Source organism: Brevibacillus ginsengisoli (assembly GCF_050113715.1).
In the GTDB taxonomy this organism is placed as follows: Bacteria; Bacillota; Bacilli; order Brevibacillales; family Brevibacillaceae; genus Brevibacillus_H; species Brevibacillus_H ginsengisoli.
Genome location: NZ_JBNJQR010000004.1, coordinates 189,702 through 216,271 on the forward strand (window position 1 = coordinate 189,702; position 26,570 = coordinate 216,271).

Sequence of the window (26,570 nt, forward strand, 5' to 3'; positions counted from 1 at the left end):
CGAAAGGAGCACCTTCTCCTGCGGGAAAAGGTGCTCCAAACATACCACTTCAAACATTATTTCTGCATACCTGCCCAGTCGGCAAGGAATTTTTCAATTCCAATGTCTGTCAATGGGTGTTGCAGAAGTTGTTTGAATACTTTATAAGGAATCGTTGCGATATGTGATCCACGGCGAGCTGCTTCTGTTACATGCAATGGGTGACGGATACTTGCAGAGATAATTTCAGTTTCAATATCGTGGATCGCAAAAATATCAGCGATTTCAGTAATTAGCTTAAGCCCATCCTGTCCGATATCATCCAAACGGCCCAAAAACGGAGAAACATACGTAGCTCCGGAACGAGCAGCCATTAAAGCTTGATTGGCATTAAAAATGAGCGTGACGTTTGTTTTGATTTTACGTTTGGATAAAGCTTTTACCGCCTTTAATCCATCTTCTGTCATCGGAATCTTGACGACAATGTTTTTGGACAAGGAAGCCAGCTTCTCGCCTTCTTCAATCATTCCTTTGGCATCTGTGCTGATTACCTCGGCGCTGATCGGTCCATCTACAATGTCGATGATTTCCTTTAACGTCTCAATAAAATCACGGCCTTCTTTTGCAACAAGTGAAGGATTGGTTGTTACACCAGCCACTACACCCCAATCATGAATCTCACGTATTTCCTCGATATTGGCTGTATCAATAAAAAAACGCATAGGTACCTCCTAATTATGCACGGTTGCTGCTGCCGAACAAACGAATTTTACCTTTAACCGTTTCTTTGATCGCATCGCGAGCAGGTCCGAGATATTTGCGAGGGTCGATTTCATTTGGTTTCTCAGCCAAAACTTTACGAATAACGGCAGTGCTAGCCACTTGGTTCTCAGTGTTTACGTTGATTTTACCAACACCGTTGCGGATTGCTTCTACGATCGCTTCGTCTGGAACCCCAGAACCACCGTGCAATACAATCGGAGCTCCGATGTTTTTCGCTACTTGATCGATGATATCGAAGTGAATTTTTGGCACGCCTTTGTACACACCGTGAGCTGTACCTACAGCGATTGCCATATAGTCTACCTTGGTTTCTTCCCAGAAACGGATCGCTTCTTCAGGTTTAGCCAAAGCTGCGCTTTCTTCATCTACAGAGAGGTCATCTTCCACCCCGCCAATTGTACCTAGCTCACCTTCAACGGAAACACCAACAGCATGAGCTGCTTCAACCACTTGTTTGGTCAAACGGATGTTATCTTCAAATGAGTGATGAGAACCGTCAAACATAACAGAAGAGAATCCAGCTTGGATACATTTCATCACAACATCAAAGCTGCTTCCATGGTCTAAGTGAAGGGCGATTGGAACACCCGCACGTTTAGCCGCTACTTTCGCCATAGCTACTGTGTAGTCGAGTCCCATGTAACGCATTGCGCCTTCGGATACACCAAAAATAACCGGTGCTTTTTCTTCGATTGCAGCATCTGTAATGGCTTGAACGAATTCAAGGTTGTTGATGTTGAATTGGCCCACCGCATATTTATTCTTCTTCACGTCTTCAAGAAACGCGGTCATAGGTACTAGTGGCATAATGAGGTTTCCTCCTTGAGTTATCTAGTAACAACTTGGCTTATTATACCACAATCATTCTTTTCTTAGCAGGGCGTAAACAATAAATTTTGTCCAAAGTGTATATGTTATTAAAGCGCTACAATTACCAATTTTCCCAACAGTGGTGCACTATCCAGCGAGTTGCTGATTCACTGCGTGACGAAGCTCATCGATATCAAACGGCTTCGTAAAATGTGTAAGCGCACCCAATTGCGTCGCTTCTTTAATCATATCTAATTCACCATAAGCAGTCATCATGATGACTTTGATGTTTTGGTCAATTTTTTTAATATGCTTTAATATTTCAATTCCGTCCATGCCTGGAATTTTCATATCCAGAATAACCAGATGGGGTTGTTCTTTCTGTACAATCTCTAACGCCTGTTTGCCGTTGGCCGCTTGGAAAGTCGAATAACCTTCCTTGCCCAATACCTCATATAAGAGGATGCGAATTCCATATTGATCATCTACTACTAAAACCTTCTTCTTTTGCATGTATTTTTCCCCCTAGTGAAGATGATTAGGATCATTCTGCATCAAGCGCAAAGTACTCGCTTTTAAACCTTCTCCAACTTTCAGGAAAATCCTGCCTTATTTGCTAAGAAAAGATGAAATTAAACAGAAAAGACTTCGTCCCTTTTCACTCTGTGGAAGTTCGCATTGATGCGGAAAAGTCCGCTTATCCACTACGAAAGGGGAGTCGCCAAACGCTTCGCGCCCTTCGGGTTGGGTGGCGACTCTTTTTCCCTTTCTCCGTTCCTAAGCTAAGTATCGCTTCCAAGGAGTCTAGAAGTGGCCGAAGTCTTTTCTGTTTTGGGCTTACGCAATGAAAATCAGCAATCACCTTACTATAGTAAAGTGATTGCTGATTTATAAGAAAAGAGAATGCCATTTAGCATTCCCTTTTCCTGTGAAGCTCGATTATTTTTGTTGCAAAGCCGCTTTTACAAATTCACGGAACAAAGGCTGTGGTCGGTTCGGACGGGAAGTGAACTCAGGATGGAATTGAGTAGCCAAGAACCAAGGATGGTCTGGAACTTCCACAATCTCAACCAAGCGTCCGTCTGGTGAAGTTCCCGCAAAGGAAAGACCCGCCTGTGCCATTTGGTCACGATATTCGTTGTTCACTTCATAACGATGACGATGACGTTCATAGATCAAGGTATCATTGTACGCACGAGCAGCCAAGCTTCCTTCTATCGCTTTCGTTGGTCCAAGACCAAGTCTCATTGTACCGCCCATATCTTCAATATCTTTTTGTTCAGGCAATAGATCAATTACAGGGTACTTCGTTTCCGGATTGATTTCGGAGCTGTTCGCGCCTTCGAATCCAAGCACGTGGCGAGCATATTCGATTACTGCGATTTGCATACCCAGGCAAATTCCCAAGAACGGGATTTTGTTCTCACGAGCGTAACGAGTCGCTGTGATTTTACCTTCAATACCGCGATCCCCGAATCCGCCAGGAACGAGAATACCATTTACGTCTCCAAGGAGTTCCGCAACATTATCACTTGTCACTTCTTCAGCATTGACCCATTTAATCTCCACGTCGGAATCATTAGCAAACCCTGCGTGGTACAAAGCTTCCGCTACGGACAAATAGGCGTCATGAAGCTGAACATATTTACCAACGATTGCGATACGAGTAGAGTTGCTCAAGTTCTTCACCTTGTTAACCAACGATTTCCACTCGGTCATATTCGCTTCTTGGCAAGTAAGACCTAAATGACGGCAAACATACTCATCCAATCCCTGTTCTTGCAACATAAGTGGTACTTCGTATAATGTATCCGCGTCTCTTGCTTCAATAACGGCATTTTTATCAATATCACAGAACAGAGCAAGCTTGTCCTTCATGTCTTGAGAAAGAGGTTGTTCATTACGGGTTACGATTACGTTTGGCTGGATACCCAAGCTGCGCAATTCTTTAACACTGTGTTGGGTAGGCTTGGTTTTCATTTCACCAGCCGCATTGATATAAGGAACGAGTGTAACGTGGACGTACATAACATTATCTCGTCCAATGTCACTTTTAATTTGACGAATTGCTTCCAAGAATGGCAGGCTCTCGATATCGCCAACAGTTCCTCCAATTTCGGTGATGACTACATCTGCGCCAGTTTCACGTCCCGCGCGAAATACGCGTTCTTTGATTTCATTGGTGATATGAGGAATAACTTGTACGGTTCCTCCCAAATAATCACCACGGCGTTCTTTGGCGATGACAGCAGAATAGATTTTTCCGGCAGTTACGTTCGAGTTTGCATTCAGATTGATATCGATGAAGCGCTCATAGTGTCCCAGATCCAGGTCAGTCTCAGCTCCATCATCTGTAACAAACACTTCTCCATGCTGGTACGGACTCATTGTTCCCGGGTCTACGTTAATGTACGGGTCAAACTTTTGAATCGTTACTTTAAGACCCCTATTTTTCAGCAGTCGTCCCAGTGATGCTGCTGTAATTCCTTTTCCAAGTGAAGACACAACCCCACCTGTAACAAAAATGTACTTCGCCATTGAATTCCGTCCCCTCTTTCCCTGTACCGTTCAGTAAATGTGCGTATATAAACAATGAGGATAGCTCCCAAAAAAAGAAAAAACAAAAGAGGTTCCTATCCCGTTATAAACGAGTAGGGGTCACTTTTGTTTTATAGCTTTCCATATTTGGTATTCCTTCATGTGAAGCCCAAGCAGTATTTTATAATGTCTTTTACACCAAAGTCAAGACAGATAAATTAATCTTCTTCACTTTCTTCATCATACTCTTCTTCTGCGAGTTCTTCTTCTTCAAACATTTCTTCCTCGTCCAGTTCTTCATCGAGTTCTTCGTCGAGGTCCTCATCTTCGTCTTCTTCGTCGGTTGCTTCATCGTCAACGAATTCTTCATCATCGTCGAACGCTACGAGATCATCTTCCTCTTCAAACACTTCTTCAACCTCGTCATCCATATCATAATCATCATCGAAGTCATCGGTAACAATTTTCTTCTTCTTGCCGCCGCCTTCTTGGGTCTCTTCAACGGTTTCAGTAGGATACCAGCGTTTCAAGCCCCAATTGTTTTCACCCAAGCACACGAAACGACCATCAATATTTACTTCTGTGTAAACCTGAGCGATCATTGACATCACTTGCTCTTCGGTCATATTACGCAGCGCAGCGATTTCACCCATTAATTCACGAAAGTTATACGGGCGGTTCTGTTCTCTTAAAACCTCATATGCGATGTCCACCATCGCCATTTCGAAAAGTTTCTCTTGGTCGATATTTTGGAGTAATTGACTCAAGCCGTGCACGTCCTTTCACAACAATAAGTTGGCTATCATACAGTATTCCTCATTTTAACCTAAAATGCAAGAGTTTCAAACTAAAGCAATTGACTTCACTTCATACTGGATTGGCTAAGCCGTGCGAAACCGAAAAACCCCCTTAAAAAGCTCTTAAGGGGGTACATTCATTGAAATTCGCTTATTGATGAAGAGACTTACATGTTGCGTCGGTATTGACCGCCCACCTCGTACAGCGCGGCTGAAATCTGGCCGAGAGAAGCAACCTTAACCGACTCCATTAACTCAGCGAAGATGTTGCCTCCAGACACAGCAACCTCTTGCAATCGCTTGAGGGCTGTGCCCGCTTCATCGCGATGAGACTCCTGGAAGGCGCGCAGGTTATGAATCTGTTGTTGTTTCTCTTCTTCTGTAGCGCGAGCCAATTCAATTTCATAGTCTTCTTCAGATGAGTTCGGGTTCAAGAACGTGTTGACCCCGATGATCGGCAATTCTCCCGTATGCTTCTTCATCTCGTAGTACATGGATTCGTCCTGGATTTTGCCACGTTGATACTGGGTCTCCATTGCGCCCAATACGCCTCCGCGAGAACTGATCCGTTCGAATTCCTGTAGAACGGCTTCTTCCACCAGATCGGTTAATTCCTCGATGATGAATGAGCCCTGAAGCGGGTTCTCGTTCTTCGCAAGGCCGAGTTCCTTGTTAATGATCATCTGAATCGCCATCGCGCGGCGTACAGAGTTCTCAGTAGGCGTCGTGATCGCTTCATCATAAGCATTGGTATGAAGCGAGTTGCAGTTGTCATAGATGGCGATCAGCGCTTGCAGGGTGGTCCGAATGTCGTTGAAGTCCATCTCTTGGGCGTGCAAGGAACGGCCAGATGTCTGGATATGGTATTTCAATTTTTGACTGCGATCATTTGCCCCGTATTTGTTCTTTAACGCAGCGGCCCAGATTCTGCGGGCTACACGTCCGATTACGGTATATTCCGGGTCGAGTCCGTTGGAGAAGAAGAACGACAGATTTGGCGCAAAATCATCGACTTTCATGCCACGGCTTAAATAATATTCAATGTAGGTAAAACCATTTGCCAACGTAAAGGCCAATTGGGAAATCGGATTCGCTCCCGCTTCCGCAATATGATAGCCAGAAATGGAGACAGAGTAGTAATTGCGAACCTTGTGATCGATAAAGTACTGCTGGATATCTCCCATCATGCGCAGAGCAAACTCCGTGGAGAAGATACAGGTGTTCTGCCCCTGATCTTCTTTGAGAATGTCCGCCTGAACGGTTCCGCGTACAGTAGAAAGGGCGTAGGCTTTAATTTGAGCAAACTCTTCCACGTTTGGTTGTCGACCTTCTCGTTCCACAAACATCTCCACTTGTTGATCAATAGCCGTATTCATAAACATCGCCAGAATCATCGGTGCCGGTCCATTAATGGTCATGGAGACAGAGGTGGCTGGAGCGCACAGGTCAAAGCCGGCATACAGCTTCTTCATATCGTCCAGCGTACAAATACTTACGCCGCTGTTTCCAATTTTCCCATAGATGTCCGGACGGTAATCCGGGTCTTCTCCATATAAGGTCACGCTGTCAAAAGCCGTACTGAGACGCTTGGCGTCGTCGTTCTTGGACAAGAAGTGAAAACGCCGGTTGGTACGCTCTGGAGTTCCCTCTCCAGCGAACTGACGTCTAGGGTCCTCGCCCTCCCGTTTAAACGGAAATACACCAGCCGTATACGGGAATTCTCCTGGAACATTATCCTTCAATGACCATTTGAGGATTTCTCCCCAATCTTCAAACTGTGGCACACTTACTTTGGAGATGCGCGTTCCAGACAAGGATTCGCTAAACAGCTTCGTTACGATCTCTTTATCGCGAATTTTGGTGACGAGCTGATCCTGAGCGTACTCCGCTTTAAGAGAAGGCCATCTGTCCAGAATGCGACGGCTATCTGGGTGCAGCTTTCCTTCGAAATGAGTAATTTGAACATCAATCGCGGCCAAGAGTTCCCCATCATGACCAGCAGAGGCCAACGTCTCCTTGGCACCATGGAGTTGGTATAGCTTGCGGGCAACAACTGCTTGCTCCTCGGCAAACTGGCGATAACTGCGCACAGTATTGGCAATCTCCTGAAGATAATTAATACGTTCTACGGGGATCACCGATTTCTTCATGACAGCGACTGGAGTATCATCCAGTTGATCTACTTGCCAGTCGACATTCGTCTTTTGCACAACTTTTTTCATTAAAGCGGCGAACAGGACATTGGTTCCCTTATCATTGAATTGGCTGGCAATCGTGCCGTAGACCGGAATTTGCTCATCCGTGAGTTCAAACTGATTGTGATTGCGGCGATACTGCTTGCGTACTTCTCTCAGCGCATCATCAGAGCCTTTGCGATCAAACTTGTTGATGGCGATCAGATCAGCAAAATCCAACATGTCGATCTTCTCCAACTGAGAAGGCGCTCCGAATTCACTGGTCATCACGTACATGGCGATATCACAAATGTCTTTAACCTGAGCGTCGCCTTGACCGATACCACTGGTTTCTACAATGATCAGATCGAAGCAAGCGGCCTTAAGTACCTTCAAGGAATCCTCTACGGCCATCGACAATTCGGAACCAGATTTGCGTGTTGCCAAGCTGCGCATATACACTCGTGGTGTGTTGTTGGCATTCATGCGAATTCGGTCTCCAAGCAGCGCTCCGCCTGTTTTTTGCTTCGAAGGATCAATGGAAAGAATGGCTACGGTTTTATCTGGATACGTATGAATAAACCGACGGACCAACTCATCTGTTAGCGAGCTTTTGCCTGCTCCGCCCGTACCGGTAATCCCAAGGACAGGAATGGTCTGTTCTTGCGTTCCAAGCTGCTCTTCCACCTGTTGAAAAAAAGAAGCATCCGAAACAGCATACTCCGCTACCGAAATCAATCGCGCTACAGCCTTGTGGTTCTGTTCACGCAATTCATTGATTTCAGATTCGACCTGCTTCACTGTTGGAAAGTCAGTTTCTTGCAACATCTGGTTAATCATACCTTGTAGACCTAAGGCGCGACCGTTGTCAGGCGAAAAGATCTTCGCAACCCCGTACTCTTCCAATTCACGGATTTCACGTGGTACGATTACTCCGCCGCCACCGCCATATACACGGATATGACCGGCTCCACGCTCCTTCAGCAGATCTACCATGTATTTAAAATACTCGACGTGCCCCCCTTGGTAGGAGCTAATCGCAATCCCTTGGACGTCTTCCTGGATAGCCGCCGTGACAACTTCATCAACAGAGCGATTATGACCCAAGTGAATAACCTCGGCACCTGATGCTTGCAGAATTCTACGCATAATGTTAATTGACGCATCATGACCATCATACAAACTGGCAGCCGTTACAAAGCGAACTTTATTTGTCGGACGATACACTTCTGTTTCCATTCTCACGTGCCTCCTTAATTAGCCTTCATCAATCTACTCAGCGCTCACTTCACGGAGTAAAAGGGCAGTTTGTTTATCAATATACTCATCTAAGCTATAGTTTCTCTTCAAAGACCAACGGCGGAAAACCCACATCTCACCCAGCACGACAATATTGGCCGCCATTAATTTGACCTGCTTTTCGTCTACTCTGATGGAACCATCTTCTATTCCCTTTTGCAGAATTCCCTCAAAAATAGACGTAATCGCCTCTTCTTTTCCTAACACATAGCGCAGCGTTTCACGCGGCAGCGACTTGGTTTCTTGGTAGATCAGCATAACGCGATCGCTCATCTGATCCATTACGCGGAAGAAGCTTCGCAGGGCCATCTTGAGTATTTTCAGTCCCGTTCCTTTAAATGTGATCGCTTCACGCAAGCGGTTCTCCACTTCACCGTGAATCGCATCACATACGAGATAAAGCACATCTTCTTTGGACTCGATATATTCATATAACGTCCCGATGCTAAATCCGGACGCTCTGGCAATTTCGCGTGTTGTGGTTTTGTGGAAACCCTTGTGGATAAATAAATCCACCGCCGCTTCAATAATTTGTTCACGGCGTTTCTCTATCAGTTTAGGATCCTTCACTAGGGAAGGAATCATTTTTTTCTTTTCAGACACCTAAGACTCCCCCTGCTTCTGACTGAGCGTTTAATCAGAGAACCTTGGAAATATAAAGATTGCGGCTCCCTCTTCGTATTATACCCACAGAGGAAAATCAGCGACAATCTTTAAATCTCTTGAGACTGTGAATGTCATACTATCTTCTATTCATGGAACCACTTGCTGACGATCTCATTGGCTACGCCATAAGGGTCTTCACGTCTTGATGCCACATTAGCCAACTCCTGTGCAAAAGCTCCCGATTCAATCCCACGGATCATCCGTTGATAAATCTGATAGTTGACGATTTCGATAACTTCCTCACGCAAATGTCGGGATCGTCTCGCTTCCCATTCACCGCTTGTTTGAAGATATTCATGATGGCGGAGCGTTTCTTGCCAAAGCTGGTCAATGCCTTGACTGAGAGTGGAGATTGTTTTGATGACAGGGGGACGCCATGGAGCATCATGCTTGACGAGGTCGAGCATCTGCTCCACTTCAATCTCCAGCTTATCCGTCCCTGGCAAATCCGCCTTATTGATAACGAACAGATCGGCAATTTCCATGATTCCCGCTTTGAACGCCTGAACAGAATCTCCACCGCCGGGATTCAGTAAAACAATGGTTGAATCGGCAATGTTCATGACATCGAGTTCAGACTGCCCTACACCAACCGTCTCAATTAAGATGACGTCACAGCCGTAGGCATCGAGAATTCGCACCGCATCCTTGGTATTGCGCGCCAAACCACCCAGACTGCCTCTCGTTCCCATACTGCGGATGAACACCCCAGGATCTGTCGCGTGAGACTGCATCCGTACACGATCCCCCAAAAGCGCACCGCCAGTAAACGGACTAGTCGGGTCAACGGCAACTACCCCGACCAGTAACTCCTTCGCCCGCAAAAAGCTGATCAAAACGTCTACCAGCGAGCTTTTACCGGCACCGGGAGTTCCTGTGATTCCAATCAGCCGGGCACGTCCTGTATGAGGAAAAATCTCTCGCAAAATCTGTGTCCGCTCGGGATAATCGTTCTCTATACAAGTAATGGCGCGAGCTGCCCCGCGCACATCACCTGCAAGAATCCGACGAGTAATTTCGTGCATACTGTCGTTCCCTCTATTCTTTCAAAAGGAAGTTACTAATGACCACACGTTGGATCTCGTTTGTTCCTTCATAGATTTGTGTAATCTTCGCATCACGCATGAATCGCTCGACTGGATAATCTCGGGTATACCCGTATCCACCGAAGACTTGTACCGCTTCTGTGGTAACTTCCATCGCCGTGTCACCAGCAAATACCTTGGACATTGCCGATGCTTTACCGTACGGCAAGCCTTGATCCTCCAACCATGCCGCTTGATAGGTTAAGAGACGGGACGCTTCGATTTTGGTCGCCATATCAGCCAGTTTGAATTGGATGGCTTGCAAGGCAGCAATAGGCTTGCCAAACTGGTTGCGTTCCTTCGCGTAGTTAAGCGCATGCTCATAAGCACCTTGAGCGATGCCCAATGCTTGTGCGGCAATTCCGTTGCGACCGCCGTCCAAGGTCATCATGGCGATTTTGAAACCTTGCCCTTCTTCACCCAGCATGTTTTCTTTAGGAACTCGCACATCTTCAAAGATCACTTCAAGCGTAGTAGAAGAACGGATTCCCAGTTTCTTCTCTTTTTTACCCATTGAGAAGCCTGGCATACCTTTCTCTACGATGAAAGCGCTGACGCCTTTATGTTTCATTGCAGCATCTGTTACCGCAAATACGATATAAGTATCCGCTTCACCGGCATTGGTGATGAAAATTTTGCTTCCGTTGAGGATGTAGTCATCGCCATCTTTTACAGCAGTCGTGCGCATACCTGCCGAGTCAGAACCCGAACCTGCCTCCGTCAAGCAGTAAGCACCCATTTTCTTGCCTTCTGCGAGTGGACGAAGGAATTTTTGCTTTTGTTCTTCTGTTCCGAATTTATAGAGTGGCCAGCTAGCCAGCGATACATGAGCGGAGAGTGTTACCCCGATGGAGGCATCCACGCGGGACAGCTCTTCCACAGCGATCACGTAGCTCATATAATCGGCTCCGGCTCCGCCGTATTCTTCCGGCCACGGAATACCGGTGAGACCCAACTCTGCCATCTGTTCGAAGATGGAACGGTCAAAGCGCTCTTCTTCATCGCGCTCAGCGGCTGTTGGCGCAACAACCTCCTCGGCAAATTCACGAATCATTTTACGCAGCATCTCTTGTTCTTCGGTTAAATGGAAATTCATTACTCCCACTCCTCTGTTTTTTATGAAAATAAATGCTTGGCAATAACGATTTGTTGAATCTGATTGGTACCTTCGTAGATCTGTGTAATCTTGGCATCGCGGAACAATCGCTCTACCGGATACTCTCGGGTATAGCCATAACCGCCCAATACCTGAATAGCTTCCGTTGTAACTTTCATCGCAGCGTCTGAGGCGAAGCGTTTAGCCATGGAGGCTTCTTTGCCGCATGGGAGTCCTTGACTGCGAAGGAATGCCGCATGGTAGACCAAAAGTCGAGCTGCCTCTACCAATGTCGCCATATCGGCTAACTTGAAGGCAATCGCTTGCTTGTTGGCGATAGCTTCACCGAACTGCTTGCGTTCCTTGGCATAATCCTTGGCGTATTCCAAAGCCGCTTCAGCTATCCCCAACGATTGTGCCGCGATTCCAATTCGTCCGACTTCCAGATTGGCCATCGCAATGGTGAAGCCGTCACCTTCTTTGCCCAACAAATTCTCGACTGGAACTCTTGCGTCTTCAAAAATAAGCTCAGTGGTGTTGGAACCGTGAAGTCCCATCTTTTTCTCTTTTTTTCCGACGGTAAATCCTGGGGTGTCCTTCTCCACGATAAAAGCACTGATTCCTCTTGAGCCTTTGGAGGGATCCGTTACAGCAAACGTCAGATACGTATCGGCTTCTCCGCCATTCGTGATAAATACCTTGGAGCCATTCAAAATGTATTCGTCGCCTTTGCGAACGGCCTGCGTACGGATACTGCTTGCGTCCGATCCGGCACTTGGTTCGGTTAAGGCAAACGCGCCCAAGAGCTCACCCGCTGCCAATCGTTTGACGTATTTATTCTTTTGCTCAGGTGTTCCGAAATAGAGAATCGGATTCGTTCCTACGGATGTATGAACGGAAAGAATTACGCCCAGTGTTGCGCTGACTTTGGAAATCTCATGAATAGCCAAGATATAGGAAGTGAAATCGGCTCCGACTCCTCCCCATTCTTCGGGAATTGGAATCCCCATCAATCCCATCTCGCCCATTTTCTTCACAATGTGTCGAGGAAACTGTTCAGTCTCTTCCATAACCGGAATGAATGGCGCAATCTCCTTTTGAGCAAAATCACGAACCATTTTGCTCATCATTAGTTGTTCTTCGGTCAAACGAAGATCCATGATTGTCCTACCTTTCCCACAGGAGATAGGGAGACACCTGAAGAAGATGCCCCCATCCGCTGATTACTGATATGAGTAAAATCCGCGACCGGTCTTCTTGCCCAACCAGCCGGCTTTCACGTATTTGCGCAAAAGTGGGCATGGACGATACTTGGAATCGCCGAACCCTTCATACAGAACTTCCATGATGTACAGACAAGTGTCCAAGCCGATAAAGTCTGCCAGCGTAAGCGGCCCCATCGGATGATTCATCCCCAGCTTCATTACTTCGTCAATCGCTTCTGGTGTCGCTACGCCTTCATAGACACAATAAATCGCTTCATTGATCATCGGCATCAGGACACGATTGGAGACGAAACCTGGGAAGTCGTTGACGCTAACAGGTACCTTGCCCATTTGTTTGGACAGATCTTCGACTAATTGGTACACTTCATCAGCTGTTTGCAACCCGCGAATGATCTCAACCAGCTTCATCACGGGAACAGGATTCATGAAGTGCATGCCAATCACTTTCTCTGGGCGTTGGGTCATTGCGGCAATCTCGGTAATTGGCAAAGAGGATGTATTGCTTGCCAAAACCGTATGCTTTGGACAAACTTCGTCCAGCTTCTTGAAAATTTGAGCTTTCACTGCCATGTTTTCAGTTACGGCTTCTACGACAAAATCAACATCTTTTCCGTCTGCCAAGTCTGTGGATAGTGTAATGCGAGCCAGAATCGCTTGCTTTTCTTCTTCTGTCAGTTTGCCTTTTTCTACATTGCGGGTCAGATTCTTCGTGATGTTGGCAAGCCCACGGTCAACGAATTCTTGCTTCACATCATTCAAAACAACTTGTAAGCCAGCCTGAGCAGCTACTTGGGCAATCCCGCTGCCCATTTGTCCGGCCCCAACCACCATAAATTTGTTCACGTTCATCTTCTTACCTCCAAACAATCAATAGATTTACAACTCTTTCTTTTAAGGAATTCTTAGTTTACTTGTATTAAAACCGCATCGCCTTGAGCTGCTCCGCTACAGATAGCCGCAATTCCAAGTCCACCGCCACGACGACGAAGTTCATAAATAAGGCTCATAATAATCCTCGCACCGCTGGCTCCGATCGGGTGACCGAGAGCGATTGCTCCTCCGTTGACGTTCACCTTCTCTTCATCCCAGCCAACGATTTTGCCGCTCGTCAATGTAACAGCCGCAAAAGCTTCATTTACCTCGAACAAATCAATCTCTTCTAATTTGACGCCTGTTTTTTGAAGCAATTTGTTGATCGCGTGTCCTGGTGTGGTCGCAATATACGGTGCTTCAGCTCCTACTTCCGCGTGTCCAAGAATTTTGGCTAACGGTTGAAGTCCCAGCTCTTGCGCTTTTGTCTCGGACATCACGACCATCGCAGCAGCACCATCATTAATCCCTGGTGCGTTACCTGCTGTAATCGTTCCATCTTTTTTATAAACAGGAGGCAGCTTAGCTAGAACGTCTAATGTGGTTTCAGGACGTGGTCCCTCGTCTTTATTAATCGTGATGGAGTTGCCTTTCTTCTGCGGAATCTCAACCGGCACAATCTCTTCATCGAAGATTCCGTTCGCTACAGCTTGCGAGGCGCGTTGCTGACTCCGATAAGCCCATTGATCCTGCGCTTCACGGGTAATACCATATTCTTCCGACACATTACTGCCGTGTACGGCCATCGGTACAAAATCAAATGGACAGGTAAGACCATCAAACATCATCAAATCTTTCACTTGGCTGTCTCCCATACGCATTCCGTAGCGAGCTTGCGGCAACGCATAAGGAACATTGCTCATGCTTTCCATCCCACCAGCTACGAGAATATCGGCATCGCCAGTTCGGATGATTTGATCGGCCAACGTGACGGCACGCATGCCAGATGCGCACACTTTGTTAATGGTTTCACTCGCCACTTCCCACGGCAATCCAGCTTTACGCGCGGCCTGGCGGGATGGGATCTGTCCGGCTCCAGCTTGCAATACCATCCCCATGATGACCTCTTCCACCATGTCACCACTTACTCCAGCCCGATTAAGCGCTTCTTTGATAACAATGGCTCCCAAGTCTACCGCAGCCAGATCCTTCAATGCTCCACCGAACTTGCCAAATGGCGTACGAGCAGCACCAACAATCACTGAACCCATCCACGCTCACTCCTTTTATCGTGTTTACTCTTTTTCGTTTGAGTTGTCTCAAACTGATTGAGCGATCGCTCACCTTACTCCCCTCATCATATCAAAACTGTGGTCAGACTAGAAGGGGAAAAGGGAAAATTCTATGAATTTCAAAATCTCCTTCTCATGGCTAGTGATAAAGAAGCCGTACCGCTTTCTAGCGCAGTACGGCCTATTTTTCTCAAATTGCATCCGCTAAGATTTCAGCGATGTCTCTTGTTTTTACTTCTTCATCCTTTTCTTTCATCTTTACGCCGTCGCTCATCATGGTTAAGCAATAAGGACACGCACTGGCAATGGCAGTTGGCTGCACTTCCAGAGCCTGTTCTGTACGAGCCACGTTGATACGGCTACCTTCATGCTCTTCCATCCACATCAAACCACCACCGGCACCGCAGCACATACTGTCGCAGCCGCTGCGATTCATCTCCAGAATCTCAACTCCTGGAATCGCTTCAAGAATCTGACGAGGTTTATCATAAATTTCGTTATAACGTCCCAAGTAGCAGGAATCGTGGTAGGTAATGCGTTCTTTTACTTCCTTGGTTGGTTTTAAGCGGCCTTCTTTTACCCATTGAGCGAGCAATTCTGAATGGTGGAACACTTCTGCCTGCAAACCAAACTCAGGATATTCGTTTTTGAACGTATTGAAAGCGTGTGGATCACATGTGACGATTTTCTTCACGCCGTATCCTTCAAACAACGCAATGTTCTCTTGCGCCAATTGCTGGAACAAGAATTCGTTACCAATCCGGCGTGCAGTGTCCCCGGAGTTCTTCTCTTCGTTACCGAGAATGGCGAACTTGACGCCCGCTTCATGCATCAGCTTCACGAAGGCGTGGCTGATTTTCATGCTGCGATTATCGTAAGAGCCCATGGAACCTACCCAGAAAAGGTATTCAAATTCTTCTGTGTCTTTCACTGTTGGCACTTCTGCTTCCCCATTCAGACCTTCAATCCATTTCATGCGGTCTTTACGGTTGATTCCCCAAGGGTTCCCTTGACGCTCGATGTTGTTCAAGGCGCGCTGCGCTTCAGCTGGCATGCTGCCTTCTGTCATGACGAGATAACGACGCATGTCAATGATTTTGTCTACATGCTCATTCATTACCGGGCACTGGTCTTCACAATTGCGGCAAGTCGTACAAGCCCATAGCTCTTGTTCTGTAATAACATCTCCCACGAGATTTACGTTGAACTCGAACGTGGATGCTTGCGAACCCTCTGCTGCAGCGGCTACCTCTCCGGATTGCATCGCAATTTGATTGGCTTGAGTATTGGAGAATGCGAAGCTTGGCATCCACGGTGTACGAGAAGTAACCGCAGCGCCTTTTTGCGTCAAGTGATCGCGCATTTTCACAATCAAATCCATTGGAGACAGCATCTTACCTGTGCCAGCTGCCGGACACATATTCGTGCATCGTCCACATTCTACGCAGGCGTACAAGTCAATTAATTGGGTTTGTGTGAAATCTTCAATTTTTCCGACACCGAACACTTCTTGGGTCTCGTCTTCAAAGTTGATCGTAGACAATTTGCCAGGAGGGTCCAGCTTCTTGAACCAAACGTTAAACGGAGCAAAAATCAAGTGTGCATGCTTGGATTGCGGAACATACACAGCGAATGAAAGCAAAATCAGTAAGTGCATCCACCAGAACACATAGAATAGTCCGGCACCAACCGTTTCTCCAACTCCCCCGAATGCGGCTGCAATCAAGGATGAAACTGGTGCGAATGGAGACGCTTCTTCATGGAGCCAAATCCGTTCAAATCCTAGGGACAAGAGAACGGATGCCATTAAGCTTGTAAGGAAAATCAGAACCAAACCGGATTTGAGGCCGCGCTTGAGTCGTTTGAGCTTCTCGATATAGCGACGATAGAAGGCGTAAGAGACAGCGAGCAGAATCAGGAGTGTCGTAATCTCCTGCATCAAGCTGAAGTACTTGTGAGCGCTACCAAAAGGGAGTTCAAAGCCATTCACCAGCCCTTTGATAATTAGCTCGATCGCACCAAATTGCAAAATGATAAAGCCGTAGAACATGATGACGTGCATAAAACCGCTTTTCTTGTCTTTCAACAGCTTCTTCTGAAACACGACGTTCTCAAGTACCAAATTCAGGCGTGTACCAAAATCGTCCTTGATGTCACCCTTCTTCCCGAGCTTGATGAAGAGGTAACGGCTGTAGACCACGTGTGCGAACAAATAAAGTCCATACGCCAGCACAAGGAAAAATGCAATAAGGTTCAATAATGGCAGCAATGTTCTCAGCTCCCTTTTCCAAATTTCTTTTTGTCTATTTTTTCATATTACCAGAACTACCCCAGAAAATGAATGACTATTCATTTGAATTTTCCCAAAGTTGCAAATTCCAGTACAACCAGAATGATAGCCTTCTATTTTGACTGAGCGTTCGTTCAGATTTATTAGTTTGAATATAGCATATTCTCTGAGAAAGGGCTAGGGATAAAAAAGACCCTGCTAGTTGGCAGGGTCCTGAGTGGAGTTCGTTATTTACCCGAGACGTCCAGTTGCTTATTGGATTCGGGTTTCTTATCTTTTTGCTCTTTGCGCACGTCGGCAAGCGACTTGACTTTGGTCTCATGAATCCGCTCGTTTCGCTTCAATCTTGAAGGCTCCAGGTTATCGCCTTCGTCCTTCATCAGAGAAGCGACGCCGACATGCGTACCCTTGGCTGTCTGGCAGAATTCGCAGTTCTCTTCATCGTGAGCATGGTAGTTTTTCGGTTCTGGATAGGAAGTGATCACGCCTTCAAAGTTACGGAGCACCACTTTGTCAGCGGACTGTGAAATCATATAGTTCGGCATCACTGGAATCTTGCCGCCGCCATGTGGTGCGTCTACGACGAAGGTTGGCACAGCGTATCCGGAAGTATGGCCGCGAAGGTGCTCGATGATTTCGATCCCTTTGCTGACAGGGGCACGGAAATGTCCGATTCCTTCAGAGAGGTCGCATTGATAGATGTAGTATGGACGGACGCGAATCTTCACCAGATCTTGCACCAGCTTTTTCATCACGTTCGGGCAATCGTTGATACCGGAGAGAATGACGGACTGATTCCCCAGAGGAATCCCGACGTTGGCGAGCATTTCGCACGCCTTTTTGGCTTCTGGCGTAATTTCGCGCGGGTGGTTGAAGTGCGTGTTGAGCCAGATTGGATGGTATTTTTTCAGCATATTACAGAGATTCTCTGTAATGCGCTGCGGGAATACGACCGGAGCACGTGTCCCAATGCGAATGATCTCCACATGTGGAATCGCCCTCAGGTTGCTGATGACATATTCCAAAATACGGTCATTGATGAGCAAGCCATCCCCACCTGAAATAAGTACGTCGCGGATCTCAGGAGTACGACGGATATATTCGATGCACGCATCCAATTGCTTCTTCGGCACGCCCATTCCTACCTGTCCGGAGAACCTGCGGCGCGTACAATAACGGCAGTACATTGAGCATTGGTTAGTTACGAGGAACAGGACGCGGTCGGGATAACGGTGGGTAAGTCCCGGAACTGGAGAATCCTCATCCTCATGTAGCGGGTCTTCCATATCATATTTGGTTCTCACCATTTCATTGGAAAGCGGAACGGATTGCATGCGAACCGGGTCATGTGGATTGTCAGGGTCCATCAACAAAGCGTAATAGGGGGTAATATTCAATGGAATCGTCGCATTGGAGATTCTGACTCCCTCTTCTTCTTCCGGGGTCAAGTTGACAACTTGCTTCAGTTCATCAACTGTGCGGATGGTATGGGTTAATTGCCACATCCAATCGTTCCACTGATCCTCTGTTACGTCTTTCCACATCTCAATTTGTCGCCAGTCTCTTACTTGCGTTATCGTCATGGGTAATCCCCCTTTTGGCTTAATAAGGCTCTCTTGTAAAACCTCTTTAGCCAAAAGAGATTGCAAAACTCATGCCAATCAAATCAAAAAATTCAGAATACTGTAACAGCAAGCTTTTAGCCGATTACATCCACAGAAAGCGGCTATTTGCCTGCCGAATTTTTGGCACTATTAGGTTGATCGGCTGATAGCCCCAGCTGAGTCAGCTTATATTGAAGCGTTTGACGAGGAATCCCCAGCAATTGAGCGGCATGCTTAATGTTACCTCGCGTCTCGGCTAACGCTTGGAGGACCAGCTTTTCTTCAGTTTGACGCAGGGCCTCGCGCAGATTCGGCAATTCTCCTGTAGTCGGCTGATAATCTACAGTCTCTCGCTTGATTAACGCTCGCTCCACAATATGCATGGGCAGATGCTCCAGGTGGATCATGTCGCCCTCGACCAAATTCATTGCGGCTTCGATCGTATGCTCCAATTCACGCACATTCCCCGGCCACTCATAGCTGTTCAAATATTTGCATGTCCGATCGTCTACTCCAGTAACCTTTAGGTGGAATTTCCGGTTGAATTTATCAATAAAATGACGAGTGAGAAGCGGAATATCTTCCCGACGGTCGCGAAGAGGCGGCAGAGCAAAAGAGACTACATTCAGCCGATAATAAAGGTCTGGCCGCAACGCTCCCTGCTTCACAACCAAGGATGGTTCCTCGTTGGTGGCGGCAATCACCCGGACATCCACCTGTACCGATGACAAGCTGCCAATCCGGCGAATTTGGCCGTCTTGCAGGACCCGCAACAGCTTCGCCTGCAATTCAAGGGGCATACTGTTCAATTCATCGAGAAACAGTGTTCCTCCATTCGCTAACTCAAAGAGACCAGGGCGATCCTCCGCACCAGTGAAACTCCCTTTGGTCGTCCCAAACAGGATGCTTTCCAAGAGAGATGCCGGCAAGGCCGCACAGTTTTGGGCGATGAACGGCCGACTGTTTCTGCCTGAGGCTTGATGGATCGATTGGACGAGCAACTCTTTTCCCGTTCCTGTCTCCCCATAGATCAAAACAGGCGAAGAAGTACGCGCCGCTCTCCTTGCCCTCTCAATAATCATCAGAAGCGCAGGACTACACGTAACGATATCTTCAAAGCGATACACGACCTCGTCTGTCTCTGATTTTTTCAGTTTCTTGGGGTTCCCCACCTGTGCTTGCAGCTTCAGCAACCGATCCGACAGCTCCCGAAGTTTGCGAATATCCTTCGCTACCTCTACCGCTGCCACCAACCGCTGTTCCACATAAACAGGCAATGTAGTATTTACGGCTTCTACATGGACTCCGCGCCAGTTCGTATAGGTTTGGTGCTGATTGTAGATCGGCTGGCCATTGTCGATTACTTGCAGGAGTGTGCTCGATTCTTTGGACAAAGACGGGAACACCTCTAAAAGCGGTTTGCCCAGCACTTCGTCCGGTGTTAGACCATCCAGCTTGGCAGCTACATGATTGTAAAAAATAGAGATACCCTCCGCATCCACAACATGGATCCCCTCATCGATTGTGCCTAAAATGGCTTGAAGCATTTCAACCGTATCTGACATAGGCAATCTTTGCATGAAGCCCTCCCCCAACAAGAGTTACTGATTTACGATCAAAAGGAACAAACTGCCGAAAAATTGTCAATAGTGCCAAAAATCCGTCACTTATGTGTAAACTTCTTGATTTGAAAAGCGAGAAGAGGGTAAACCTGTTGACCACATAACGGGGTATGGCAAAGCTGCGAGGGTAAAATCAGAAGAAATAGTCAGGAAAGCGATTGAAGCGCTGCTCCCCCGACTCGTCCTGAGCTTCTACGTCCACTTCAACGAATAATGAAGCTCAACATCACTAGTGTATTGATCATTTAACCATAACTGATACCCTACTGAAATTTCTTGAGGTTGACCGTTTTCCTCTTTTATACGCAAGTGATGAGTATGTACCTCCATAAGGTAGGAGCCATAAGGGCTAACATAGCGGGACGAGCTGCTCAACCCTTTCTGAAAGGATTGCTTCATCTGCACCGCTCCTTGGCGTAAAAGCGTGAAATCTTGCTTCCCAACTTTCAAAACAGCATTCACTTCCAGCTGGTCTTCCAGTTGTTCTTTATACGTAATGAACCACACGTCGTGCTTCAAAACCGCTTTGGCTTCATAGTTGTGTCGGCTCACATCTGACTGCCCATTGATTTGTTGTTTGCTCGTTAATTGCAGGATGACTTGCTGCATAGATGTGTCTCACCTTTATTCTGATCCAAATTCGCTTGGCTCTATTGTACCTTATTGTACACTCACTCTTCTACCGTATTGAGATGAAGCGCTTGATCACTGTCTTCCGTCAATAATGAGCGCATTGAGAAAAAGCATCCGAGGGCTCCAAGGATAACCAAAAAAGCCAATACCAAATAGGCTGCCCCTGCTCCTGTGATGTCAATCATGAGTGTGAACGATCCTAGCAAAATCAGACGAACGAACATGCCAACCGATTGAAAAAAGCTCAACACTCTACCCATATGCTGTTTGGGTACGATGCGCATGTACACGTTTTGACGGATTAAGCGAACAGAAGTATTTCCCCAGCCGATAAAAGTCGTGAGAAAAACAAACATCCAACCATAGGGCAGCATCACAATGAATCCTAGCACCAAAGAAAACATCACCATATTCCCGACCATCGCAGCAAGCGCTCCGAATCTTCTCGTCATGTGCATGACCAAAAATCCTGCGGCAACAGCTCCAACAGCATATGTCATCTCATGAGTAGAGAAAATGATAACATTGGCGTGCAGCGTCTGATTGACCCACACCGGAGCAAGCAGGTTTCCTACCATAACCGCAACAAAGGGCAACATAGCCGTTGTTCCAAAAACCAGGAATCCCCTTTTCCCGCGAATGAATAACCAGCTGTCATGAAGCTGACTCCACCAGTTCTTCCCTGCATTGGCTTTTACGTGATGAGCTAACGTGAATCGATAGTCCAACGTCGAAATCAATCCAAAAGCGAACAAATAAGTTAACCCATCAAACAACAGAACAATGGGCAAGCCTAGCTGTTCCAAGAATATTCCGGCAACTCCCCCCGCAAGTACTGATGCAGTCTGTGATTCAATCTCCAGCAAGCTGTTAATGTCGTTGTAATGGCGATCAGTGAAGCTCTCCTGAACCAACGCGGATTGAGTAGGATAATGAATCTGATTGATGAATAGCGTGACCATATAAATGAGAATGAGCATCCAATCCTGATAAGGAAGGGCGAAACCCCAAACCGCACAGAATCCCAGCACAACAAAGCCTAATCCGTTCACGAACAACAGCAGGTTTTTCCGAGAAAAACGATCAATCAAGGTTCCCAGATAAGGACCGATGAAAAAGAACAGAATCGATGAGATAAACATCGTGGTTCCCAATACGTGAGCTGACCCAGCCTGATTCACCAGGTACCACGAGATCCCGATTATGCTCATCCCTTGGCCAAAGCCTGAAAATAAATTGGAGAAAAATATTTTTTGAAAACTCCGCTGTCTGAACACTTCCCTCATCCGTACACCCCCATTTATTGCCACTTTCATATCCTACCATTAAATTATCGGAAAGAAAAAGAGTTCGTCCCTTTACGTTCTGTGGAAGTTCGCAATGTAGCGCCAACTGTCCGTTCACTCACTCCGAAAGGGACGCCGCCATATACCCACCCGACTATAGCTAACGCTGCCGTCGGGCGGGGCCCCTTCTTGCTGGCGCCCCTACGGGGTTGGGTGGCGGCTTTTTTCCCTTTCTCCGCTCCCTCGCTAGGTGTCACTTCCAAGGAGGCTACAAGTGACGAACTCTTTTTCTTGGTGGGCTTGCGCGAAATGAAAAGAAAGATAAATTGTCTTATGTGAGGCAATTTATCTTTCTTTTTTAGCGGAAAAAGTGCCCTCATTTCTGAGAGCACTTTTTCCATGTTCTATAGCGTATTCTTGAGGCCTTATTTCACGAAGCTAAGAATCATTTCACGCAAAATCTTCGAAGCGACGATTTGCGTCATTTCACTGCTGTCATAGATTGGCGCTACTTCCACGAGGTCGCATCCGATTACATTGGCTCCGTTTTGGGCCATGAAATGGATGGTTTCGAGCAACTCACGGGATGTGATGCCGCCCGCTTCAGTAGTACCGGTACCTGGCGCATGTGCTGGGTCAAGTACGTCGATGTCAATCGTGAGATAAATTGGACGGTTCCCGATGGTAGGAAGAACTTTCTTCACTGGCTCAAGAACGTCAAATTTATACAGGTGCATGTTTTCTTTGGCCCACTCGAATTCTTCTTTCATTCCGCTGCGGATACCAAAAGAGTAGACATTTTTGCCGCCGATCAGATTGCAAGCTTTCTTGATCGGAGTCGAGTGAGAATACTCATAGCCCTCGTAGTTGTCACGCAGGTCTGTATGAGCGTCGAAGTGGAAGATAACCAAGTCTTTGTACTTCTCATATACCGCTTGAATAACCGGCCAAGTGACAAGATGTTCTCCACCCATACCGATTGGCATTTTGCCGTCTGCAAGCACTTTGCTTACAAACGAACGAATGGCATCCAGACTTCCTTCTACGTGTCCGAACGGAAGTGGAATATCTCCTGCGTCGAAGTATTTCACGTCTTCCAACAGGCGGTCCAGATAAGGACTATATTCTTCAAGGCCAACAGAAACCTCACGAATACGAGGAGGACCGAAACGGGAACCTGGACGGAAGCTTACCGTCCAGTCCATTGGCATGCCGTAAATTACAGCTTGGCTTTCTTCGTAGTTTTGGTGGCTTCGGATAAATACATTACCAGAGTAAGCTTCATCAAAACGCATCAATTACAGCCTCCTATTCGCGAGTCAGCTCAGCCACGAAATTAGGCAGCTTGAACACGGAATGATGAATCTCAGGGGAGTAGTACTTGGTGTCAAGATTTTTGATTTTAGTCGCATCTACTTCCAATGGGTCGTATTGTTTAGAAGCGATGGTGAAGCTCCACAATCCGGATGGATAGGTTGGAATGCTTGCTGTGTACAAACGAGTCACAGGGAAGATGGATTTCAAATCTTTAAATACGCGCTTGATCAAATCGCGGTTAAACCAAGGAGATTCCGTTTGCGCAACCATGATACCATCTGGTTTCAAAGCGTCATGAATGCCTTGGTAGAAGCCTTTTTCGAACAAGCCTACTGCTGGCCCAACAGGTTCTGTAGAGTCAACCATGATCACGTCATATTCGCCTTTGTGGTCATGGATGTGCTTGATTCCGTCGATTACTTGCACATCTACACGAGGATTGCCAGTCAAAGCGCTTGCGATATTAGGGAAGTACTTTTTGCAGGATTCAATTACGCCGCCGTCGATTTCAGCAAGAACTGCTTTTTCAACAGACGCGTGTTTGACGATTTCACGGATTGCTCCGCCGTCTCCGCCACCGACAACCAAAACTTTTTTCGGATTTGGGTGGGTGTTCAATGCGATGTGAGTGATCATTTCATGGTAAACAAACTCATCCACATCCGTTGTCATAACCATTCCATCGAGCACGAGCATGCGGCCAAATTGCTTGGTCGTGAAGACATCGAGTTTTTGGAAGTCAGTTTGTTCTGTATATAGAGTTTCCGTAACTTTCGTTGTAATGCCGTGATTTTCAGTTTGCTTCTCGGTGTACCACAATTCCATATCCATTTTCTAAAAACCTCCTCTTATGTAAGGGAAACTTGGCCGTTAAAGCCGCCATGTGTTTCTTCATCCGGGGTATTTTATGCATATCAAATTGAATTATAGTGTCTACCACCCAAAAAGCAAGTAAATTTTTCTTTGAAAAACGTCTCGACGTTTTTCATAAAAATTGATGTGACTGCATGGCGGTCAGCATAAAACGGTCATGACCGTTTATGTAACCAAGCAAAACCTGTTAGAAGAAGTATATCATCCGATAGATTTTTCCATACTGATTGAGAAGTGACTTTTCTAGTATGCCCAAAAAAGGGGAGTAAATCCCGCTCGGATCTCGCAGCCAGTTCGAAGGTAAAACCTGTTCAACGTAAGGATGTGATTAAAGTATGGAAGTAGTACGAGAGCCGAGGATAATTCGGTGGCTTAGACGACTCAAACAACTCCTCAAATTAACCGTAATGTCCACGCTTGTGGGAGCATTTGTTATCTTAATGTTCATTTTATATCTTCGTTCACAGCCCTTGCCTGCAACAACTATTCATCAAACCACCACGATCTACGCGAGTAACGGACAATCGCTGGATGAGATTCATCAGGGAGAAAATCGAACCGTGGTACCCCTAAAGGAGATTGCTCCCACTCTCGTTCAAGCCACCATCGCTATAGAAGACCGCTCCTTTTACAGTCATCTTGGCTTTGACTTTAAGCGTCTCGGAATGGCTGCCTATACGGATATCGTTAACATGAGTAAAGCTCAGGGCGCCAGTACGATCACCCAACAATTGGCCCGAAATCTTTATTTAAGTCACGATAAAACATGGGAACGCAAACTCAAGGAAGCCCTTCTCACCGTACAGCTGGAGCTTAACTACTCCAAAGAGGAAATTCTTGAGTTGTACATGAACCAAATCTACTACGGCTACTCGGCATATGGAGCTGAGGCGGCCGCCCAAACGTATTTTGGAAAAAGCGCGAAGGATCTAACCCTGGCCGAAAGTTCTATGCTGGCTTCCGTCCCCAAAGGACCTACTTATTACAATCCTTTCGATCATTATGACAACGCGAAAAAGAGACAAAAAATCGTCCTGGATTCCATGCAAAAAATGGGCTTTATCTCAGCGGACCAAGCCAATCAAGCTCTCACAGAAAAGCTCGTCTTCCAGAGCCGAGAGCAACTGAAATCACCGGCAACCGCTCCGTATTTTCGGGATTACATTTCTTCTCTTATCAAAGACAAATACGGCATCGAGGAAGACTTGTTCGCCAAGGGCGGGCTGAAGATCTATACAACGCTTGATTACGACATGCAAAAAAAGGCAGAAGAAATTATCGCCAAAGAACTGCCGAAGGACAAACTAGACCTGCAAGCCGCATTAATCGCCATAGACCCTTCCACCGGACAGATCAAGGCACTGGTTGGGGGCAGAGATTATCAAAAAAGCCAGTTTAACCGTGTGTTTGCCAAGCGGCAGCCTGGTTCATCCTTTAAGGCCTTCTTGTATTTAACCGCACTTCAGCAAGGCTTCACACCTTTGACACTGATGAAAAGCGAGCCAACCGTCTTTACGTACGACAATGGCAAACAGTATACCCCAAGCAATTTTGGCGATCATTACGCGAACGATTACATTACACTTGAGCATGCAATTGCTACCTCTGACAACATTTATGCCGTAAAAACCATCCAACAAATTACGCCGGAAAAGGTTATCCAGCAGGCCCAAGCTCTAGGGATTACGAGCGAGCTGCAAGCTGTTCCTTCGCTTGCGTTAGGCACATCTCCCACTTCACCTTATGAGATGGCGGCAGCCTATGGAACCATTGCCAATCATGGTGTCAAAGCAAAGACAATCGCAATTACCAAAATTGAAGATAGTGAAGGAAACCTGCTCGCCGAAGAAAAACCGGAAAGTACTCAGGTCGTTGATCCTACGTTCACATTTTTGCTTACTCATCTCATGCAAAGTGTATTTGAACCAGGTGGTACCGCTTATCGGGTATCTCAGTTCCTCAATCGTCCTGTAGCGGGCAAAACCGGATCAACCGATTACGATGCGTGGTTATGTGGATTTACACCCCAGCTTGTTACAGCGGTGTGGGTGGGATATGACGAAGGGAAGAAGCTAGATTCCGTTACCGATGCGAGACTGGCCGCTCCAATCTGGGCAAAATTCATGGAAAGCTCCTTGAATAAACAGCCCCCTACCTTGTTTGACGTTCCCCCTGGGGTTGTCCCCGCCTACATTGATCCGATAAACGGCAAATTGGCGACAGAGAGTTGTCCCAACCCGCGGTTTATGTACTTTCAGGCAGGAACTGAGCCACAGGATTACTGTACAGAACACCTGCCGAACTCCAAAGCACAGCCCAAACCAATCAAGACTCCAGATAAACAATCGATCTGGCAGCGGATGGGTAAAATCTGGCGACCCTAAATAAAA

Annotated in this window: 20 protein-coding genes; 1 reads left to right on the forward strand and 19 read right to left on the reverse strand. The window is 46.7% G+C overall.

Features of this window, described 5'->3' with window-relative positions:
• Positions 1 to 56: 56 nt before the first annotated feature.
• From fsa to speE, 19 genes are all read right to left on the reverse strand, one after another.
• On the reverse strand, positions 57 to 701 hold the full coding sequence (fsa, locus tag ACQCN2_RS10375) for a fructose-6-phosphate aldolase (protein WP_426928835.1): 645 nt from the start codon (positions 699 to 701) through the stop codon (positions 57 to 59).
• 13 nt (positions 702 to 714) lie between these two features.
• Positions 715 to 1,569: a class II fructose-1,6-bisphosphate aldolase gene (gene fba / locus ACQCN2_RS10380; RefSeq protein WP_426928836.1), complete on the reverse strand. Its 855-nt coding sequence runs from the start codon at positions 1,567 to 1,569 to the stop codon at positions 715 to 717.
• Positions 1,570 to 1,719: 150 nt separating this feature from the next.
• Positions 1,720 to 2,085, reverse strand: coding sequence for a response regulator (locus tag ACQCN2_RS10385; RefSeq protein WP_426928837.1), 366 nt, complete (start codon positions 2,083 to 2,085; stop codon positions 1,720 to 1,722).
• A gap of 426 nt (positions 2,086 to 2,511) precedes the next feature.
• Positions 2,512 to 4,110 (reverse strand): CTP synthase, encoded by a 1,599-nt coding sequence (gene pyrG / locus ACQCN2_RS10390; protein ID WP_426928838.1) that lies wholly within the window; start codon positions 4,108 to 4,110, stop codon positions 2,512 to 2,514.
• Between the two features lie 218 nt (positions 4,111 to 4,328).
• Complete coding sequence (gene rpoE, locus ACQCN2_RS10395; RefSeq protein ID WP_426928839.1) at positions 4,329 to 4,877, reverse strand: DNA-directed RNA polymerase subunit delta; 549 nt, start codon at positions 4,875 to 4,877, stop codon at positions 4,329 to 4,331.
• A 197-nt stretch (positions 4,878 to 5,074) separates the two neighbouring features.
• Complete coding sequence (gene icmF, locus ACQCN2_RS10400; protein ID WP_426928840.1) at positions 5,075 to 8,320, reverse strand: fused isobutyryl-CoA mutase/GTPase IcmF; 3,246 nt, start codon at positions 8,318 to 8,320, stop codon at positions 5,075 to 5,077.
• A 33-nt stretch (positions 8,321 to 8,353) separates the two neighbouring features.
• On the reverse strand, positions 8,354 to 8,983 hold the full coding sequence (locus ACQCN2_RS10405) for a TetR/AcrR family transcriptional regulator (RefSeq protein WP_426928841.1): 630 nt from the start codon (positions 8,981 to 8,983) through the stop codon (positions 8,354 to 8,356).
• A gap of 146 nt (positions 8,984 to 9,129) precedes the next feature.
• Positions 9,130 to 10,071 carry a methylmalonyl Co-A mutase-associated GTPase MeaB gene (gene meaB / locus ACQCN2_RS10410; RefSeq protein ID WP_426928842.1) on the reverse strand — a complete coding sequence of 314 codons (942 nt, stop codon included), beginning with the start codon at positions 10,069 to 10,071 and terminating at the stop codon, positions 9,130 to 9,132.
• A gap of 13 nt (positions 10,072 to 10,084) precedes the next feature.
• On the reverse strand, positions 10,085 to 11,227 hold the full coding sequence (locus tag ACQCN2_RS10415) for an acyl-CoA dehydrogenase (RefSeq protein WP_426928843.1): 1,143 nt from the start codon (positions 11,225 to 11,227) through the stop codon (positions 10,085 to 10,087).
• Between the two features lie 20 nt (positions 11,228 to 11,247).
• Positions 11,248 to 12,387 carry an acyl-CoA dehydrogenase gene (locus tag ACQCN2_RS10420; protein ID WP_426928844.1) on the reverse strand — a complete coding sequence of 380 codons (1,140 nt, stop codon included), beginning with the start codon at positions 12,385 to 12,387 and terminating at the stop codon, positions 11,248 to 11,250.
• A gap of 63 nt (positions 12,388 to 12,450) precedes the next feature.
• The gene (locus ACQCN2_RS10425) at positions 12,451 to 13,302 is read right to left on the reverse strand and encodes a 3-hydroxybutyryl-CoA dehydrogenase (RefSeq protein ID WP_426928845.1); all 852 of its coding nucleotides are present in this window, start codon (positions 13,300 to 13,302) and stop codon (positions 12,451 to 12,453) included.
• Positions 13,303 to 13,355: 53 nt separating this feature from the next.
• Entirely contained in the window at positions 13,356 to 14,534 is a 1,179-nt protein-coding gene (locus ACQCN2_RS10430; RefSeq protein WP_426928846.1) for an acetyl-CoA C-acetyltransferase, read from the reverse strand.
• A gap of 211 nt (positions 14,535 to 14,745) precedes the next feature.
• Entirely contained in the window at positions 14,746 to 16,824 is a 2,079-nt protein-coding gene (locus ACQCN2_RS10435) for a (Fe-S)-binding protein (RefSeq protein ID WP_426928847.1), read from the reverse strand.
• Positions 16,825 to 17,072: 248 nt separating this feature from the next.
• Positions 17,073 to 18,428, reverse strand: a complete 1,356-nt coding sequence (gene kamA, locus ACQCN2_RS10440; RefSeq protein ID WP_426928848.1) for a lysine 2,3-aminomutase — start codon at positions 18,426 to 18,428, stop codon at positions 17,073 to 17,075.
• A 143-nt stretch (positions 18,429 to 18,571) separates the two neighbouring features.
• On the reverse strand, positions 18,572 to 20,020 hold the full coding sequence (locus ACQCN2_RS10445) for a sigma-54 interaction domain-containing protein (RefSeq protein ID WP_426929047.1): 1,449 nt from the start codon (positions 20,018 to 20,020) through the stop codon (positions 18,572 to 18,574).
• Positions 20,021 to 20,263: 243 nt separating this feature from the next.
• Complete coding sequence (locus tag ACQCN2_RS10450; RefSeq protein ID WP_426928849.1) at positions 20,264 to 20,680, reverse strand: YwiB family protein; 417 nt, start codon at positions 20,678 to 20,680, stop codon at positions 20,264 to 20,266.
• A 62-nt stretch (positions 20,681 to 20,742) separates the two neighbouring features.
• Positions 20,743 to 21,990 carry an MFS transporter gene (locus ACQCN2_RS10455; RefSeq protein WP_426928850.1) on the reverse strand — a complete coding sequence of 416 codons (1,248 nt, stop codon included), beginning with the start codon at positions 21,988 to 21,990 and terminating at the stop codon, positions 20,743 to 20,745.
• Positions 21,991 to 22,415: 425 nt separating this feature from the next.
• Positions 22,416 to 23,285 (reverse strand): agmatinase, encoded by an 870-nt coding sequence (gene speB, locus ACQCN2_RS10460; protein WP_426928851.1) that lies wholly within the window; start codon positions 23,283 to 23,285, stop codon positions 22,416 to 22,418.
• A 13-nt stretch (positions 23,286 to 23,298) separates the two neighbouring features.
• On the reverse strand, positions 23,299 to 24,132 hold the full coding sequence (gene speE / locus ACQCN2_RS10465; protein WP_426929048.1) for a polyamine aminopropyltransferase: 834 nt from the start codon (positions 24,130 to 24,132) through the stop codon (positions 23,299 to 23,301).
• A gap of 383 nt (positions 24,133 to 24,515) precedes the next feature.
• Between speE and ACQCN2_RS10470 the strand changes: the two genes are divergently transcribed.
• The gene (locus ACQCN2_RS10470) at positions 24,516 to 26,564 is read left to right on the forward strand and encodes a transglycosylase domain-containing protein (protein WP_426928852.1); all 2,049 of its coding nucleotides are present in this window, start codon (positions 24,516 to 24,518) and stop codon (positions 26,562 to 26,564) included.
• Positions 26,565 to 26,570 lie beyond the last annotated feature (6 nt).

Bases quoted from the DNA above. Each gene is read 5' to 3' on its own strand.
- fsa (WP_426928835.1), bottom strand. From the start codon at position 701: ATGCGTTTTTTTATTGATACAGCCAATATCGAGGAAATACGTGAGATT.
- fba (WP_426928836.1), bottom strand. From the start codon at position 1,569: ATGCCACTAGTACCTATGACCGCGTTTCTTGAAGACGTGAAGAAGAAT.
- ACQCN2_RS10385 (WP_426928837.1), bottom strand. From the start codon at position 2,085: ATGCAAAAGAAGAAGGTTTTAGTAGTAGATGATCAATATGGAATTCGC.
- pyrG (WP_426928838.1), bottom strand. From the start codon at position 4,110: ATGGCGAAGTACATTTTTGTTACAGGTGGGGTTGTGTCTTCACTTGGA.
- icmF (WP_426928840.1), bottom strand. From the start codon at position 8,320: ATGGAAACAGAAGTGTATCGTCCGACAAATAAAGTTCGCTTTGTAACG.
- meaB (WP_426928842.1), bottom strand. From the start codon at position 10,071: ATGCACGAAATTACTCGTCGGATTCTTGCAGGTGATGTGCGCGGGGCA.
- ACQCN2_RS10415 (WP_426928843.1), bottom strand. From the start codon at position 11,227: ATGAATTTCCATTTAACCGAAGAACAAGAGATGCTGCGTAAAATGATT.
- ACQCN2_RS10420 (WP_426928844.1), bottom strand. From the start codon at position 12,387: ATGGATCTTCGTTTGACCGAAGAACAACTAATGATGAGCAAAATGGTT.
- ACQCN2_RS10425 (WP_426928845.1), bottom strand. From the start codon at position 13,302: ATGAACGTGAACAAATTTATGGTGGTTGGGGCCGGACAAATGGGCAGC.
- ACQCN2_RS10430 (WP_426928846.1), bottom strand. From the start codon at position 14,534: ATGGGTTCAGTGATTGTTGGTGCTGCTCGTACGCCATTTGGCAAGTTC.
- kamA (WP_426928848.1), bottom strand. From the start codon at position 18,428: ATGACGATAACGCAAGTAAGAGACTGGCGACAAATTGAGATGTGGAAA.
- ACQCN2_RS10450 (WP_426928849.1), bottom strand. From the start codon at position 20,680: ATGCAGCAAGTCATCCTGCAATTAACGAGCAAACAACAAATCAATGGG.
- ACQCN2_RS10455 (WP_426928850.1), bottom strand. From the start codon at position 21,990: ATGAGGGAAGTGTTCAGACAGCGGAGTTTTCAAAAAATATTTTTCTCC.
- speB (WP_426928851.1), bottom strand. From the start codon at position 23,285: ATGCGTTTTGATGAAGCTTACTCTGGTAATGTATTTATCCGAAGCCAC.
- speE (WP_426929048.1), bottom strand. From the start codon at position 24,132: ATGGAATTGTGGTACACCGAGAAGCAAACTGAAAATCACGGCATTACA.
- ACQCN2_RS10470 (WP_426928852.1), top strand. From the start codon at position 24,516: ATGGAAGTAGTACGAGAGCCGAGGATAATTCGGTGGCTTAGACGACTC.